The sequence below is a fragment of the Clavibacter sp. CT19 genome, assembly GCF_027858075.1.
Taxonomy (GTDB): domain Bacteria; phylum Actinomycetota; class Actinomycetes; order Actinomycetales; family Microbacteriaceae; genus Clavibacter; species Clavibacter tessellarius_A.
Genome location: NZ_JAQHYR010000002.1, coordinates 218,042 through 232,979 on the forward strand (window position 1 = coordinate 218,042; position 14,938 = coordinate 232,979).

At 73.2% G+C, this 14,938-nt stretch carries 14 protein-coding genes; 9 read left to right on the forward strand and 5 right to left on the reverse strand.

The annotated features are described in order from the left end of the window. Positions 1-499 precede the first annotated feature (499 nt). Positions 500-943, forward strand: coding sequence for a DoxX family protein (locus PED38_RS03260; RefSeq protein WP_063071465.1), 444 nt, complete (start codon positions 500-502; stop codon positions 941-943). 96 nt (positions 944-1,039) lie between these two features. Here PED38_RS03260 and PED38_RS03265 read toward each other — a convergent pair whose 3' ends face one another. Together PED38_RS03265 and PED38_RS03270 are read right to left on the reverse strand one after the other, a co-directional pair. Continuing rightward, complete coding sequence (locus PED38_RS03265) at positions 1,040-1,960, reverse strand: hydroxymethylglutaryl-CoA lyase (protein WP_270979724.1); 921 nt, start codon at positions 1,958-1,960, stop codon at positions 1,040-1,042. Then, complete coding sequence (locus PED38_RS03270) at positions 1,957-3,201, reverse strand: CaiB/BaiF CoA transferase family protein (protein ID WP_442870650.1); 1,245 nt, start codon at positions 3,199-3,201, stop codon at positions 1,957-1,959. The genes PED38_RS03265 and PED38_RS03270 overlap by 4 nt, the downstream gene beginning before the upstream one ends. Before the next feature lie 268 nt (positions 3,202-3,469). Here PED38_RS03270 and treS point away from each other — a divergent pair, with 268 nt between their 5' ends. The 6 genes from treS (at position 3,470) to PED38_RS03300 (ending at position 11,572) form a co-directional block, all read left to right on the forward strand. Then, on the forward strand, positions 3,470-5,728 hold the full coding sequence (gene treS, locus PED38_RS03275) for a maltose alpha-D-glucosyltransferase (RefSeq protein ID WP_270979726.1): 2,259 nt from the start codon (positions 3,470-3,472) through the stop codon (positions 5,726-5,728). A gap of 148 nt (positions 5,729-5,876) precedes the next feature. Beyond that, complete coding sequence (locus PED38_RS03280; protein ID WP_063071469.1) at positions 5,877-6,545, forward strand: hypothetical protein; 669 nt, start codon at positions 5,877-5,879, stop codon at positions 6,543-6,545. Positions 6,546-6,689: 144 nt separating this feature from the next. Beyond that, entirely contained in the window at positions 6,690-8,375 is a 1,686-nt protein-coding gene (locus tag PED38_RS03285) for a dolichyl-phosphate-mannose--protein mannosyltransferase (protein ID WP_270979897.1), read from the forward strand. After that, positions 8,375-9,379 carry a YeiH family protein gene (locus PED38_RS03290; protein ID WP_270979899.1) on the forward strand — a complete coding sequence of 335 codons (1,005 nt, stop codon included), beginning with the start codon at positions 8,375-8,377 and terminating at the stop codon, positions 9,377-9,379. The genes PED38_RS03285 and PED38_RS03290 overlap by 1 nt, the downstream gene beginning before the upstream one ends. A 145-nt stretch (positions 9,380-9,524) precedes the next feature. Further along, complete coding sequence (locus PED38_RS03295; RefSeq protein WP_270979728.1) at positions 9,525-10,820, forward strand: O-acetylhomoserine aminocarboxypropyltransferase/cysteine synthase family protein; 1,296 nt, start codon at positions 9,525-9,527, stop codon at positions 10,818-10,820. Between the two features lie 221 nt (positions 10,821-11,041). Continuing rightward, a complete protein-coding gene (locus tag PED38_RS03300; RefSeq protein WP_063071495.1) occupies positions 11,042-11,572 on the forward strand; it encodes a CoA-binding protein in 531 nt (176 codons plus the stop codon). Between the two features lie 22 nt (positions 11,573-11,594). On the opposite strand, the gene PED38_RS03305 is transcribed toward PED38_RS03300, so the two are convergent. From PED38_RS03305 to PED38_RS03315, 3 genes are read right to left on the reverse strand one after another with little or no spacing between them, the layout of a single operon-like run. Then, positions 11,595-12,377 (reverse strand): DUF6882 domain-containing protein, encoded by a 783-nt coding sequence (locus PED38_RS03305; RefSeq protein WP_270979729.1) that lies wholly within the window; start codon positions 12,375-12,377, stop codon positions 11,595-11,597. Between the two features lie 9 nt (positions 12,378-12,386). Then, positions 12,387-13,169, reverse strand: coding sequence for a DUF6882 domain-containing protein (locus tag PED38_RS03310; protein WP_270979730.1), 783 nt, complete (start codon positions 13,167-13,169; stop codon positions 12,387-12,389). Between the two features lie 42 nt (positions 13,170-13,211). Next, a complete protein-coding gene (locus PED38_RS03315; RefSeq protein ID WP_063071482.1) occupies positions 13,212-13,721 on the reverse strand; it encodes a DUF427 domain-containing protein in 510 nt (169 codons plus the stop codon). A gap of 185 nt (positions 13,722-13,906) precedes the next feature. Here PED38_RS03315 and PED38_RS03320 point away from each other — a divergent pair, with 185 nt between their 5' ends. Both PED38_RS03320 and PED38_RS03325 read left to right on the forward strand, forming a co-directional pair. Further along, positions 13,907-14,167 (forward strand): GlsB/YeaQ/YmgE family stress response membrane protein, encoded by a 261-nt coding sequence (locus PED38_RS03320; protein WP_063071483.1) that lies wholly within the window; start codon positions 13,907-13,909, stop codon positions 14,165-14,167. A 122-nt stretch (positions 14,168-14,289) separates the two neighbouring features. Then, positions 14,290-14,937 carry a hypothetical protein gene (locus tag PED38_RS03325; protein WP_270979732.1) on the forward strand — a complete coding sequence of 216 codons (648 nt, stop codon included), beginning with the start codon at positions 14,290-14,292 and terminating at the stop codon, positions 14,935-14,937. Position 14,938: the final 1 nt, after the last annotated feature.

A 14,938-nucleotide genomic window follows, 5' to 3' on the forward strand; every position in this document is an offset into this window, starting at 1 on the left:
CCGCGTCCGGCGCGCCGGCGCCCACCGCCGCCAGCACCATCGGGTCCGCGCAGCCGCGCGCGTAGCCATCGATGCGGCGGGACTCGACGCCGGGCACGGATCCGTGCTGGCACGGCGCGCGCGGGCGGCGAGGGGCGGGCGGGCGCCCCCGTCCACGGGCGGGCGACTTGACGGCTCGGGACCATGGCACGTACGTTCGTTGAGCGTTCAAGAATGAGCGCGAGGGGCTGGGGGCACCGGGGACCGCGCCGATCGCGCGGCGGTCCCGCCGCGGCATCCGCCTGATGCCGCCATGGACCTCGATCGTCCCGGCACGATCGTCGGGCGTCCACCCGGGCGCGACCGACGGGGTCGCGCGGCCTCCGCACGGCGTGATCGTCGTGCGCGGCGTGATCGCCGTGCCCGAGGAGACCGACGCGGACCGATCCGCCCCTCGTCGGCGGACCTCCCGCGGCCGCCGGCCCACCACCAGGCACCACCGAACGAAGGAGAACCCCGCATGCGCACGCTGCTCCACCCCGCCCGCACGACGCCCGTACTCCAGGACGCCGCCCTGCTCGTCGCCCGCGTGGCGATCGGCTTCATCCTCATGGCGCACGGGCTCCAGAAGTTCCTCGAGTACACGCTCGACGGCACCACCGCCTCCTTCACGCAGATGGGCATCCCGGTGCCGGCCGCGGCGGCGATCTTCGCCGCGACGGTCGAGACCGTCGGCGGAGCCGCGCTGATCCTCGGCCTCCTGACCCCGGTGGTCGCGGCGCTGAACATCGTCAACCTGCTCGGCGCCTTCTTCGTCGTGCACGCCAGCAAGGGCATCTTCGTCGACGCCGGGGGCTACGAGCTCGTGCTCGCCCTGATCGCGGGCCTCGTCGTCGTCGCGCTCGTCGGAGCGGGCCGCTTCAGCGTCGACGGGCTCCTCGGCCGCCGCAGCCGGGCCGCCTGAGCGGGCGCCGTCCGAGCGGGGACCGCCCGATCGGGAGCCGCCTGCGCGGGGGCCGGCTGCGCGGGGGCCGGCCGCGGCTGGCACCGGCCGACCGGATCAGGCGTCCGCGACCACCCAGGGGAACGCCTGCGCGGTGGAGCGGGCTCCCTGCCGGGCCTTCGAGCGGTTCGGCTCGCCCAGGTCGCCGAGCAGCCGCTCGGATGCGCGCACCAGGTGGGCGAAGGCCGCGGTGGTGAGCCAGTCGGGGCGCAGCGCGAAGACGAGGTCCTCGGTGGCGGTGTTGCCGCTCGCGCCCGGAGCAAAGGGGCATCCGCCGAGCCCGCCGAGCGCCCCGTCGACCACCGTCGCCCCGGCATGGATGGCGGCGAGCGCGTTCGCGACGCCGGCGCCCCAGGTGTCGTGCCCGTGGAAGACGATCTCGCGGTCCGGCGTCTCCGCGGCCACGCGGCCGACGAGGGACGACACCTGCTGCGGATGCGCCTGCCCGAGGGTGTCGCAGATCACGATGTCCTCCGCCCCCGTCGCACGCGGGTCGTTCGCGATGTCCATCACCCGCCGCTCGGGGACGACGCCGTCGAAGGGGCAGGTGAACGAGGTCGCGATGCACAGCTGGATGCGCCCGCCCACCCCGTGCGCCAGATCCACCGCCTCCGGCATGGCGGCCAGGCTCGCGTCGGTGGTCCGGCCGATGTTCGCCTGGTTGTGGGCGTCGGACGCGGAGAGGCAGTACTGGAAGTTGCGCGCCCCCGCGGCCGCGGCGCGCGCGACGTGCCGGGGCGTGGCGACCCACACCCACGAGCGCTCCCGCTCCTCCGGCGTCAGCGCGGCGATGACCTCGAGCGTGTTCGCCATCGGCGGCACGACGTCGCCGCGTGCCATCGACCCGATCTCGAGCTCGGGGACCCCGGCCGCGAAGAGGGTCCGGGCGAGCTCGACCTTGCGCTCGGTCGGCAGCATCCCGCCGGTGAGCTGCAGCCCGTCGCGGAGGGTCACGTCGCGGAGCCGGACGCCGGTCATCGGACGCCCGCCGCATCGTCGTCGTCGCGGGTCGCGCGGTGGTCGTCGAGCATCGCGAGCACGTCCTCGGTGTCCTGGCCCAGCTCGGGAGCGAGCGTGCGGATCGGGAGGGAGCGGCCGCCGAGGACGGGCACGATGCCGGGGAACCCGACGCCGGGGATGATGCCCCCTCCCGTGTCGACGTCGAACTGCTGGATCATGTCGCGGGCGGCGTACTGGTCGCTGGAGCTGATGTCCGCGGCCGTGTAGATGGGCCCGGAGGGGACGCCCGCCTCGTCGAGGATGTCCAGCGCCTCCGTCGCGGTCCGGGTCGCGGTCCAGGCGCCGATGGCCGCGTCGAGCTCGTCGCGGCGCAGCCAGCGCCGGTCGTTGGTGCCGAGGTCCTCGTCCGCGGCGAGGTCGGCTCGGCCGATGACCTCCATCAGGCGCGGGAAGATGGCGTCGGCGTTGCCGGCGACGACGATGCTGGCGCCGTCGGCGCACGTGTAGGCGTTCGACGGGGCGATGCCCTCCATGCGTCCGCCGACGCGCTCCCGCCTGATGCCGTGGGCCTGGTAGTCCGGGATGAGCGACTCCATCATCGAGAACATGGCCTCGTTCAACGCGACGTCGACGACCCGCTCGTCGAGCGGCGCGGGCGGGAGACCGGCGGCGCGTCGCGCCTCCCTCTGGTACAGCCCCATCATGACGCCGTAGCCCGCGTACAGGCCGGCGATGGAGTCGCCGATCGAGACCCCCACGCGCACGGGAGGACGGTCGGGGTCGCCCACGAGGTCGCGGAACCCGCCCATCGCCTCGGCGACGGCGGCGAAGCCGGGACGCTGCGAGAGCGGCCCGGTCTGGCCGAAGGCGGAGATCCGCCCGATGACGATCTCGGGGTTGATCGCGTCGAGGACGTCCGGTCCGATGCCCCAGCGCTCGATGGTGCCCGGTCGGAAGTTCTCGAGCACCACGTCGCACTCGGCGGCCAGCCGTCTGACGGCGTCGCGCCCCTCCTCCGTGCGCAGGTCGAGGGCGATGGAGCGCTTGTTGCGGTTGATGGCGTGGAACAGCATCGACGTCGTCGAACCGGCGTGCAGGCGCCACCTCCGCAGCTCGTCGCCGGTGCCGGGCCGTTCGACCTTGATCACCTCGGCTCCGAAGTCCGCGAGGAGGCGCCCGGCGGTGGGGGCGGCGATGAAGCTGCCGAGCTCCAGCACGCGGATGCCGGCGAGCGGGGCGATGCTCGATGCGTCGATCATGGTCGGCCTTCCTGACGGGGTGCGGGTGGGATGCGGAGGGTCGCGTCGAGCGCGACGACCGACGCTACCGAGAGCGCGACCGCGCGGGTCCCCCGATTCCCCCGGACGGTCCGGCCGCGCGGCGACGGCAGGGCGGGATCGGGTCGCGCGCCGGCGTCGCCGCCACCGCCCACGACGCCCGCGCATCCTGCGTACGCTCGTCGTAGCGGCCCCGCGGGCCGACGTCGCCCGTATCGGGCACGACGCACCACCACCCCGAGGAGCACCAGTGGACGACGCCACCGAGCAGAACGCGATCCCCGAGCCGGAGCCCACCGAGATCACCTACGACGAGGACCGCTTCCCCGCGCGTCCCGCCCGGCTCCGCTCCCGCCCCCAGATGCGCGCGAGCGGGATCCGCCGGTCGTCGAACGACCCGCGCGCCGCCGACGCGTCGAACCCCTCCTACGTGGAGTGGCTCCGCCGCCAGTCGATGCTCGGCGACGCCGACGTGCTGAGCCGCGGCCTCTCCGGCTCGCCCAGCATGTGGTCGAACCCGTACGCGCGGCCCGACGCGCGTCGCGCCATCGACACCGCGTCGGTCTGGTTCACCGCCTACCCGATCTCGCTCATCACGAAGCCCGAGGAGACCTACCTCAGCGCGCTCGGCGACCCCGAGCTGTGGCGGATCTTCCAGTCCATCGGCATCGAGGCCATCCACACCGGCCCCGTGAAGCTCGCCGGCGGCATCACCGAGTGGTCGCAGACCGCGAGCGTCGACGGCCACTTCGACCGCATCAGCACGCAGATCGACGCCGCCTTCGGCACGGAGGACGAGTTCCGCCGTCTCACCGAGGTCGCCGACCAGCACGGCGGCAGCATCATCGACGACATCGTGCCCGGCCACACCGGCAAGGGCGCCGACTTCCGCCTGGCCGAGATGGGCTACAAGGACTTCCCCGGGATCTACCACATGGTCGAGATCCCCGAGGAGGACTGGCACCTCCTGCCCGACGTGCTGCCCGGCCGCGACGCCGTGAACCTCGACGTGGCCGCCGAGCAGGCGCTCGCCGACCAGGGCTACATCATCGGCCGCCTGCAGCGGGTCATCTTCTACGCGCCCGGCGTGAAGGAGACCAACTGGAGCGCCACCGCGCCCGTGCTCGGCGTCGACGGCCGCACGCGCCGCTGGGTGTACCTGCACTACTTCAAGCAGGGCCAGCCCTCCATCAACTGGCTCGACCCCACGTTCGCCGGCATGCGCATGGTCATCGGCGATGCGCTGCACTCGCTCGGCGACCTCGGCGCGAGCGCGCTGCGGCTCGACGCCAACGGCTTCCTCGGCGTGGAGAAGAGCGTCGAGGGTCCGGCGTGGTCCGAGGGCCACCCGCTCTCGGAGGCCGCGAACCACCTCATCGCGAGCATGGTGCGCAAGGTCGGCGGGTTCTCCTTCCAGGAGCTGAACCTCACGATGGAGGACATCCGCGACACCGGCCGCGTGGGCGCCGACCTCTCCTACGACTTCATCAACCGGCCCGCGTACCAGCACGCGCTCGCGACCGGCGACACCGAGTTCCTGCGCCTCACGCTCCGCACCTCGCTCGAGGTCGGCGTCGAGCCCGTCACGCTCGTGCACGCGCTGCAGAACCACGACGAGCTCACCTACGAGCTCGTGCACTGGGCGACCGAGCACTGCGCCGACGTGTTCCCGTTCCGCGGCGACGAGATGACGGGCGCGGACCTCGCGGAGACGATCCGCGGCGACCTGCTCGAGGAGCTCACGGGCGAGAGCGCGGACTACAACCACGTGTTCACGACGAACGGCATCGCCTGCACCACGGCATCCGTCATCGCGGCCGCGCAGGGCTTCACGACGCTCGACGCGATCGGGGACGACGACGTGGCCGGGATCCGCGCCGCGCACCTCCTGCTCGCCAAGTTCAACGCGTGGCAGCCGGGCGTCTTCGCGCTCTCCGCCTGGGACCTGCTCGGCGTGCTGCCGCTGCACGCGTCGCAGGTGGCCGACCTCATCGAGGGCGGCGACACGCGCTGGGTGCACCGCGGCGGGCACGACCTGCTCGACGGGGCGCCCGAGGCGACCGGATCCGCGTCCGGCATGCCGCGCGGCCGCTCGCTCTACGGGTCCCTCCCCGCGCAGGTCGACGACCCGTCGTCGTTCGTCTCGGGCCTCCGCAGCGTGCTCGAGGTGCGCGAGCGCTTCGACGTGGCCGTCGGCACGCAGGTCGACGTCCCGGACGTGGGCCACCACGGCATGCTCGTGATGGTCCACCGCCTCGACAACGGCGACGCGTCGGGCGACGCGCGCCTGCAGCTCACGGTGCTGAACTTCACGGGCGAGCCGATCCTGGCGACGGTGCGCTCCGAGGAGCTGCCCCCGCGCCGGACCGTCCGCGACGCCACCACGGGCGAGGAGGTCGGCACGGTCGACGACCTGTCCAGCTTCCCCGTGCAGCTCGAGCCCTACGCGGGCCTGTTCCTGCTGCTCGACGAGGCGCCCGAGTCCGACGAGGAGGACGCCGAGCAGTAGGAGCGGATGAGGCCGCGCCCGCATCGCGGGCGCGGCCTTGTGCAGTCCGCCCACGCCCGGCGCCGCCCACGCCCTAGCTTCTGGTCTCGAACGGGCGCGATCGTGCCCGCCGGCCGCATCCGGCCGACCGCCGATCCCGAAGGCCACCATGACCTCGTCGTCCCCCGCCCTGATCCGTCCCCGCTCTGCCCTCCGCGCCCTGCTGCGCGCGCCGCGCCTCGGGTCCGGCATCGCCATCGTCGGGATCCTCGCCGTGGTCGCCTCCCTGACCTGCGCTCCCGCCCCCGCACGTGCCTCGGAGGCACCCATGGAGGTCGCCCGGGCCGCCATCTCCGTCTCCGTCGATCGCGGCTCCTACGAGCACGACCTGATCGCCGGCCGCATCACCCCGGACGAGGTCGTCGACGTCGTGATCGCCGGGCGCGCGGCCGGCGTCCCGACGTCCGACCGCGCCGAGCTGGTGCGCCGGGCGACCACGGAGATCGCGCAGCTCCGGCGGTCCGAGGCCGCGCCTGCTGCGCCCTCCACGTCGCCGGTCTCCGCGAGCGCGTCGATCTGGAGCCACTTCAAGCACTGGGCCACGTTGAAGGTCGAGTCCCGGAAGCTCGCGTTCGCGGGCGGCGGGGCCGCCGGCGGCATCTCCGCCATCGCCGGGACCTGCTTCGGCTTCGCCCTGTTCGTCTGCTCCGCCGTGCTCGCCCTCGCCGCCGGCGTCGCCCTCGGGCTGATGGCCCTGGCGCTCTCCTGCATCGGCGACAAGCAGCCCTACACCTACGTCAAGATCCCGGATGTGACGAACAGCCACTGCGGCAGCTGATCCACGAGGTCGGGGCGGCGATCGCTCCCGAGTCCAGGCGGGCCGATCGGCGACGGACCTCCACGGGGACGAGCGGGGGTCGCCACTGAGCGTCCGCGGCCCGGGCGGCCTCTCGCGTGCATGCCATGATGAGCCGTGCCCGACATGCCCCACCGCCCCACCGAGCACGGCATCGACGCGGGCGCGCCGGACCGCGATCCCGCGGCGGACGGCCCCGGCTCCGGCTCCGGCACCGCACGGCGCGACCTCGTCGCCCGAGGATCCCGCCTCGACGACCTGCTGGCCCGCCTCGTCACCACGCCCGGCCGCCGGCGCGCGCTCGAGTGGGGCACGGTCGTGGCGATCGCGCTCCTCGCCGCGGTGCTCCGCATCCAGAACCTCGGCCACCCCGACACGCTCGTCTTCGACGAGACCTTCTACGTGAAGGACGCGTGGACCCTCCTCCACCTCGGCTACGAGGGGTCGTGGCCGAACGACCCCAACCCCGCCTTCATCGCCGGCCAGACGGACGGGTACCTCCAGGCGCCCGGGTTCGTGGCGCACCCGCCGCTCGGCAAGTGGGTCATCGCGCTCGGGCTCGCGGTCTTCGGCGCGGCGGATCCGGTGGGCTGGCGCATCGCGACGGCCGTCGTCGGCACCCTCGCCGTGGTCCTCCTCACGCTCATCGCCCGCCGCCTCACCGGATCCGCGGTCGTCGCCGCGATGGCCGGGTTCCTGTTCGCGATCGACGGCCACGCCATCGTCATGAGCCGGATCGCGCTCCTCGACACGCACGTGATGTTCTTCGGCCTGCTCGGCGTGGGCGCGATCCTCCTCGACCGCACCTGGCACGAGCGCCGGTTCGCCTCGCTCCTCGCCGTGCGCCGCGACGCCCGCCCCGAGACCGCGCCCCCGCTCGAGTTCGGCCCCGTGATCCTGTGGCGTCCCTGGCTGATCGCGGCCGGCGTCGCGTTCGGCGCCACCTCGTCGGTCAAGTGGTCGGGCCTCTTCTTCCTCGCGGGCTTCGGCCTCTACGTGGTGCTGAGCGACATGCTGCTGCGCCGCCGCCACGGGCTCGCCGCGTGGTTCACGGCGGGCGCCGTCGTGCAGGGTCCGATCTCCTTCCTCCTCCTCGTGCCGCCCGCGATCATGGCGTTCCTCGCCTCGTACGCCGGCTGGTTCGCCACCTCGAACGGGTACTTCCGCGGCTGGGCCGCGGAGGGGACGAACGCCTGGCAGGGCGGGCTCGCGTGGGTGCCGCTGTCGATCCAGAGCCTCTGGCACTACCTCGCGCAGCAGTACGCGTTCAACGTGGGGCTCGACGTCTCGCACCCGTACCGGGCGGATCCGCGCCTCTGGCTGCTCCTCTACCGGCCCACGCAGTTCTACTACGAGGCCTCCGGATACGGGCAGTCGGGCTGCACGGTCGACGCGTGCTCGTCGTCCATCACCTCCATCGCGAACCCGATCATCTGGTGGCTCTCGGTCGCGGCGATGCTCTACCTCGTCTACCGCCTGGCCGCCCGCCGCGAGTGGCAGGTGGGCCTCGTGCTCATGGGCATCGCGGTGGGGTACCTGCCGTGGCTGCTGTACGTGAACCGCACGGTGTTCCAGTTCTACTCGATCGCCTTCGAGCCGTACCTCATCCTGTGTCTGGCGATGGTGCTCGGGCTGGTCCTCGGCGACCGGCGCGACGCGCGTCCCCGGCGGACGCACGGCATCGTGATCGCGGCCGCGGTGCTCGCGGTGTGCGCGCTCGTCAGCGTGTTCTTCTACCCGCTGTGGACCGGCCAGCTCGTGCCGACCTGGTTCTGGCGGCTGCACGCGTGGATCCCGACGGGCTGGATCTGATGCCCGCCACCGCCGCCCGCCTCCCTCCCGCGCTGCCCGGCCTCGCGGCCGCCTCCGCCGCCGCGCTCGTCGCGTGGGCGGTGCACGCGCTCGTCCCGGCGATCCCGCTGCTCACGGTCGCGGTCGCGCTCGGCATCGTCGCGGCGCAGATCCCGGCCGCCCGCCCCGCGCTCACCGGGCCCCTCAAGCCCGGCCTCACGCTCGCGTCGAAGCGGCTGATGCGGATCGGCGTGGTGCTCCTCGGCCTGCAGCTCGGCCTCTCCGACATCGTCGGCCTGGGCTGGCGCGCCGTGCTGCTCGTGGTCGCGGTCGTGGTCCTGTCGTTCGCTGGCACGTACGCCATCGCCCGCGTGCTCCGGATGCCCGGGCAGCAGCCGCTCCTCCTCGCGACCGGCTTCTCCATCTGCGGCGCGAGCGCGATCGGCGCGATGGCCGGCGTCACGCGCGCCAAGCCCGCCGACCAGGGCGCGCCCGTGGCCCTCGTCACCCTCTGCGGCACGCTCGCGATCGCCGTGCTGCCGCCGCTCGCCGGCCCGCTCGGCCTCGACGACGTGGCCTTCGGGCACTGGGTCGGGGCGGGCGTGCACGACGTGGGGCAGGTGGTCGCGACCGCGCAGATCGCCGGATCCGCCGCCCTCACCATCGCCATCGCCGTGAAGCTCACGCGCGTGCTCCTGCTCGCGCCCGTGGTCGCCGTCGCGGGCGTCGTGATGCGCCGCCGCGAGGGCCGGGTGGAGGGCGCCGCGCGTCCGCCGATCGTGCCGCTGTTCGTGTTGGGGTTCCTCGCGGCCGTGCTCGTGCGCACCTTCGTGCCGGTGCCGGGCGGCGTGCTCGACGCCGCGCAGGTCGTGCAGACGGCGCTGCTCGCGATCGCGCTCGTGGCGCTCGGATCCGCGGTGCGCCTCCGCGAGCTCGTCGGCCAGGGCGGATCCGCGCTCGCCGCCGGCCTCCTCTCCTGGGCGCTCATCGCGGGCCTCGCGCTCGCGGCCGTGCGCCTGTCCTGATCCGCGTCCGCCCGCGCCGCGCGCGTGTCGCCGCATGCCGGCGCATACCGGCGCATACCGCACGCATGTCGCTGCATACCGCACGCATGTCGCCGCATTACGGCCCGGCCCGGGAACGCGCGGGAGCCCCGGCTAGCGTGACCCCATGGTCGATCGCGAGTACGGGTTCAAGACGAGGGCGATCCACGCGGGCAACATCCCCGACGCCACCACGGGTGCGCGCGCCCTCCCCATCTACCAGTCGAGCGCGTTCGTCTTCGACGACACCGCCGACGCCGCCGCGCGCTTCGCGCTGCAGAAGTACGGCAACGTCTACTCGCGCCTGTCGAACCCCACGGTCGCGTCCTTCGAGGAGCGCGTCGCGAGCCTCGAGGGCGGCCTCGGCGCGGTCGCGACGGCGAGCGGGCTGAGCGCGCAGTACATCACCTTCGCGTCGCTCGCGGGCGCCGGCGACCACATCGTCGCCTCCGCGGCCCTCTACGGCGGATCCATCACCCAGCTCGACGTGACCCTCCGCCGCTTCGGCGTGGAGACCACGTTCGTGCAGTCGAGCGACCCGGCCGACTACGCCGCCGCGATCACCGACCGCACCAAGCTCGTCTTCGCGGAGACCGTCGCGAACCCGTCGGGCGAGATCGCCGACATCGAGGGGCTCGCGGCCGTGGCGCACGCGACGGGGGTCCCGCTCGTCATCGACTCCACCATCGCGACCCCGTACCTCAACCGGCCCATCGAGTGGGGCGCCGACATCGTCATCCACTCGGCCACCAAGTTCCTCGGCGGGCACGGCACCACCCTCGGCGGCGTGGTCGTCGAATCGGGCCTCTTCGACTGGGAGAGCGCCCGCTTCCCCCTGCTCGACCAGCCCGTGCCGAGCTACGGCGGCCTCAACTGGACCGGCAACTTCGGCGAGTACGCGTTCCTCACCCGCCTCCGCGCCGAGCAGCTCCGCGACATCGGGCCCGCGCTCGCGCCGCACTCCGCGTTCCTGCTCGCGCAGGGCGTCGAGACCCTGCCGTACCGGATGCAGGCGCACATCGACAACGCGCGGGCCGTCGCCGAGTGGCTGGATCAGGATCCGCGCATCACCGCCGTCAACTGGGCCGGCCTCCCCGCGCATCCGCACCACGAGCGGGCGCGCAAGTACCTGCCGACGGGGCCCGGATCCGTGTTCACGTTCGAGGTCGCGGGCGGCCGCGCGGTCGGCCAGCGCTTCATCGAGTCGGTGGAGCTCGCGAGCCACCTCGCCAACATCGGCGACGCGAAGACGCTCGTCATCCACCCGGCCTCCACGACCCACGCGCAGCTGAGCGAGTCGCAGCTGGTGGACGCGGGCGTGCTGCCGGGCATCGTCCGCATCAGCGTCGGCATCGAGGACGTCGCCGACATCATCCACGACCTGGACCAGGCGCTCGCCGCCGCGACAGAGGGAGCGAAGTGAGCTTCGACACCGGCGGGGTGCCGCCCGAGCGCACCGGATCCACGCCCCACCCGGCCGCGGCCCCCGCGGACCTGGCGCCGCTGGATCCCGCCGAGGAGGCTGCCGACCGCGCGGCAGGCGACGCGGCGGAGGCGCAGGACGTCGACACCGACGCCGCGCCCGTCGAGCCCGTCGCGGATCCAGAGGCCGACGGCACCCAGACCACGCAGCTCCAGAACGGCCTGACCTGCGCGATCCCCCGCTCCAGCCCGCTCGCCGCGCTGCTGCGCTCCGAGCGCACGTGGACGGGCCCGAGCGCGAAGGAGCGCCAGGCGATCCTCCGCCGCGCGAAGTCCGTCGCCATCGTGGGCGCCTCGCCGAACCCGGCGCGCTCCAGCTACTTCGTCGGCACGTACCTCCAGCAGTCGAGCGACTACCGCGTCTACTTCGTGAACCCGAACGCCACCGAGATCCTCGGCCAGAAGGCGTACCCCGACCTCGCGTCGCTCCCCGAGGTGCCGGACATCGTCGACGTGTTCCGCAAGGCGAGCGACATCCCGTCGGTGGTGGACGACGTGGTCGCCGTCGGCGCGCCCGTCATCTGGGTGCAGCTCGGCATCTGGAACCAGGAGGCGGCGGTGGATGCGGAGTCGCGCGGCCTCACGGTGGTGATGGACCGCTGCATCAAGGTCGAGCACGCCCGCTTCCACGGCGGCCTCCACCTGCTCGGCTTCGACACGGGCGTGATCAGCTCGCGGAAGGCGGCGGGCTAGCGCGACCCGGACGCGCGCGCGGTCACGCCCCGGCGCCGCGGAGGATGCGCGACAGCCATCCCGACGCTCGGGTCCGAGCGACCGGCGCCGAGTCGATCGCCTCCTCCGGCGGTGCGTCCTCGGAGCCGCCGGCGATGCGGCTGATGAACGACGTCTCGGGATCGAACTCCACCGTGAGCACGCCGTCCGGGAGCGTCAGCACCGCCCGCGACTCACCCATGTCGATCGGGATGCCGCGGCCGGCGGCGTACTTCTCCACCGCAACCCGGTGGTCCCGGATCAGGGTGTAGTCCAGGCCCTGCGCGAGCACGCGCGCCGTACGGGGCAGCGTGGGAGCCGGCAGCTCCAGATCCGGATGGCACAGCATGAGGATGGTCTTCGAGATGTCCGTCGGCCCCGTGTAGGTGGCCCGCCACTCGGGGCGCAGCACCCCGACGGCGATCGCGAGCCGCTTGTGGACGGCGTCGTCCTCCGGCCAGTCGTCGAGCATCAGGTGATCGCTCGCGAGCTCGGGCACCGGCTCCCGGCGGCCGAGCTCGGCCAGTTCCTCCGAGAGCCGACGCGCGCCCTCGCGAGCGGAGGGGTTCGCCCACGCGGCCAACCACGTCGCCCCGGCCGCGGTGCCGAGGAGCTGCGCCGGGTAGACGCGCGTCGTGGAGCCGGTGCGGAACATCAGCGTGCACTCGCGCATGTCCATGTCCCACCTGTCGTAGTCGCCGAGCAGATCGACGAGGTGGAGCTGGGTCTCGAGGGACAGGAAGGCGCCGGCGTCGACGAGGGCGGTGAGCTCAGGGGATTCGGTCACGTCGCGCGCCTAGGCCGACCGACGGCGTCCGAAGAGGCCGGACAGCCACCCCTTCTTCGCGGTCGCCCCGACCGTCGGGGCGATGGGCGCCTCCACGCTGTTGCCGCCGGCCTCCCCTCGGACCCCGACGATGCGCGCGGTCTCCGGGTCGAACTCGACGACGACCGCGCCGCCGGGAAGCGTCAGCTCGGCCTTCGACGCGCTCATCTCGACGGGGATCCCGCGGCCGATGGCGTACGCCTCGACGGCATCGGTCATGCGGTGCAGCCTCGTGTAGCCCACGCCCTCGGCGAAGACCCGCATCACGCGCGGGATGGCGGGCGCCGGGAGCTCCAGCTCCGGGTGTCGCATCATGACCATGGCGTGCGAGCTGCCGAGCGGAGCCGCGTAGTAGGTGCGCCACTCCGGGCGGAGCGCGCCCGCGGCGATCGCGAGCCGGGTGCGGATCGGGTCGTGATCCGGCCAGTCGCCGAGCTTCAGCTGCTCGCTGGCGAGCTCGCGCACGGACTCGCGCCGGGCGTGCTCGGACAGCTCCCGCGAGAGCACCCGAGCGCCATCCCGGATGGACGGGTTCGCCCAGGACGCCATCCACGTCTCCGTCGATGCGGAGCCGAGCACCTGCGCGTCGTAGACGCGCGTTACACCGCCGGTGCGGAAGGAGATGACGGGGACGGTGAGATCCGCGTCCCACTGGTCGACGCTGCCCGTGAGCTCCGAGAAGTGCAGCTGGGACTCGAAAGACAGGAAGGCGCCGGCATCGACGAGGGCGGAGAGCTCAGGGGATTCGGTCATGCCCGGAAAGTAGACGACCGGTCGGGATCCGAGGGGGAGTTGTCACCACCCCAACGTGCCCGGCGCCCCCTTGAACGGGCCGACCACGCGCGGCGTGATCCAGCCGCCGTAGAAGTCGCCTTCCTGCGCCTCGACCACGACACCGTCGACCGTGATGCGGTCCATCGCCGACGGGTAGACGGCGACCATGTCGGCGAGCACCTCGAAGCCGCGCGTGGGCGACGGGTACCACCAGGCCGAGCGCTCGGCCGTGACGGATCCGGCGGCGAGCGAGAGGTACGACGCCTCGCCCTTGTACTCGCACCACGAGCGGCCCGCGGCGGAGGAGAGCACGCCGGCCGCGAAGTCGGCGGAGGGGATGTAGTAGACCGGCGGGTGGCTCGTCTCGAGCACGCGGACGGCGGCGCGGGAGTCGGCGACGACCTGGCCACCGAGCTCGATCACCACGTGCTCGCCGCTCGGATCGACGCGCGGCGGACGCGGGTAGTCCCACACGGACTCCTGCCCCTCGCCGGGGATCTCGCGGGGACGACGGGCCGGGGGGATGCGCATGCGCCGACGGTACCGCGGGCTCCTGAGCGCCCCGGATCCCGCGGAAGCAGGGGCCCGGCGCCCCCGTCCAGTAAAGGCGCATCCACTAAACGTTTTTGCACGAATGGTCCTCAGGGTGCTTGACTGGGGCACGTCCACCCGCATTCGGGTGTCACACAGCACGTCATCTTTGAGGAGTAACGCACATGGGCATCATCGGTTTTCTGGTTCTGGGTCTGATCGCCGGAGCGCTCGCCAAGCTGATCCTCCCGGGCAAGCAGGGTGGCGGAATCATCGTCACGCTGATCCTGGGCGTCGTCGGGGCCTTCCTCGGTGGCTTCATCGGCAGCGCCCTGTTCAACAAGGGCGTCGACAGCTTCGACCTGGGCTCGCTCGCGCTCGCCATCGTCGGCGCGATCATCGTCCTGCTGGTCTACGGCGCGATCACCGGCCGCAAGAAGGCCTAGCCCTTCCCGCAGCTCGCGGAGCCCTCGTCGCCCATCCGGACCGGATCGGCGGCGGGGGCTCTCGTCATGTCGGGCTCCTGAGCCGGGCGGGTCGCGCGTCGGCCCGTGCCTACGATGACCGCATGCCCGCCGCCGCTCCCTCCTCCCCCTCCCGCTCCCGCACCGCCGCCGTCCTCGTCGCGGTCGCGCTCCCGCCGCTCGCCCTCGCCGCCGCCGGGCTCAGCCACCCGAGCCAGCTGACCGACGCGACCGCCATGCACTGGCGCGACATGCACATCGCGCTCCTGCCCGTCTTCCCGCTGCTCGCGATCGCGCCGATCCTCCTCACGCGCCGCCACGACCGCCGCCTCGGGATCCTCGCGGTCGTCCTCGGCTTCGCCTACGCCGTCTGCTACCAGGCGCTCGACATCCTCGCCGGCATCGCGGCCGGCGCCCTGAAGCTCGAGGGCGGCCAGGGCGTGACCACCATGTACGCGCTCGCCGACGGCATCGTCGTGACGGGCGTCTGGTCGTACGTCGCCGCGACCGTGCTCGCGAGCGCGCTCGTGATCCGGCACGCGGGCCTCCCGGCGCTCCCGGGCTCCGTGATCGCGGTGGTCGCGGCCGTCTCGTTCGTCGACAGCCACATCTTCTTCCCGCGCGGGGTGATCACCATGCTCGGCCTCGCCATCGGCTGGACCTGGCTCGCGCTCGCCTCGTACGGACCCGCCCGTCGCGGCCCCGATCGCCCGGGGGCTCCCGCGACGGACCGCGCGGAGGCGGCGGCATAGT

Coding starts and splice junctions, on each gene's coding strand:
- PED38_RS03260 (WP_063071465.1), top strand. CDS start 500: ATGCGCACGCTGCTCCACCCCGCCCGCACGACGCCCGTACTCCAGGAC.
- PED38_RS03265 (WP_270979724.1), bottom strand. CDS start 1,960: ATGACCGGCGTCCGGCTCCGCGACGTGACCCTCCGCGACGGGCTGCAG.
- PED38_RS03270 (WP_442870650.1), bottom strand. CDS start 3,201: ATGATCGACGCATCGAGCATCGCCCCGCTCGCCGGCATCCGCGTGCTG.
- PED38_RS03280 (WP_063071469.1), top strand. CDS start 5,877: ATGACCTCGTCGTCCCCCGCCCTGATCCGTCCCCGCTCTGCCCTCCGC.
- PED38_RS03285 (WP_270979897.1), top strand. CDS start 6,690: ATGCCCCACCGCCCCACCGAGCACGGCATCGACGCGGGCGCGCCGGAC.
- PED38_RS03290 (WP_270979899.1), top strand. CDS start 8,375: ATGCCCGCCACCGCCGCCCGCCTCCCTCCCGCGCTGCCCGGCCTCGCG.
- PED38_RS03295 (WP_270979728.1), top strand. CDS start 9,525: ATGGTCGATCGCGAGTACGGGTTCAAGACGAGGGCGATCCACGCGGGC.
- PED38_RS03310 (WP_270979730.1), bottom strand. CDS start 13,169: ATGACCGAATCCCCTGAGCTCTCCGCCCTCGTCGATGCCGGCGCCTTC.
- PED38_RS03315 (WP_063071482.1), bottom strand. CDS start 13,721: ATGCGCATCCCCCCGGCCCGTCGTCCCCGCGAGATCCCCGGCGAGGGG.
- PED38_RS03320 (WP_063071483.1), top strand. CDS start 13,907: ATGGGCATCATCGGTTTTCTGGTTCTGGGTCTGATCGCCGGAGCGCTC.
- PED38_RS03325 (WP_270979732.1), top strand. CDS start 14,290: ATGCCCGCCGCCGCTCCCTCCTCCCCCTCCCGCTCCCGCACCGCCGCC.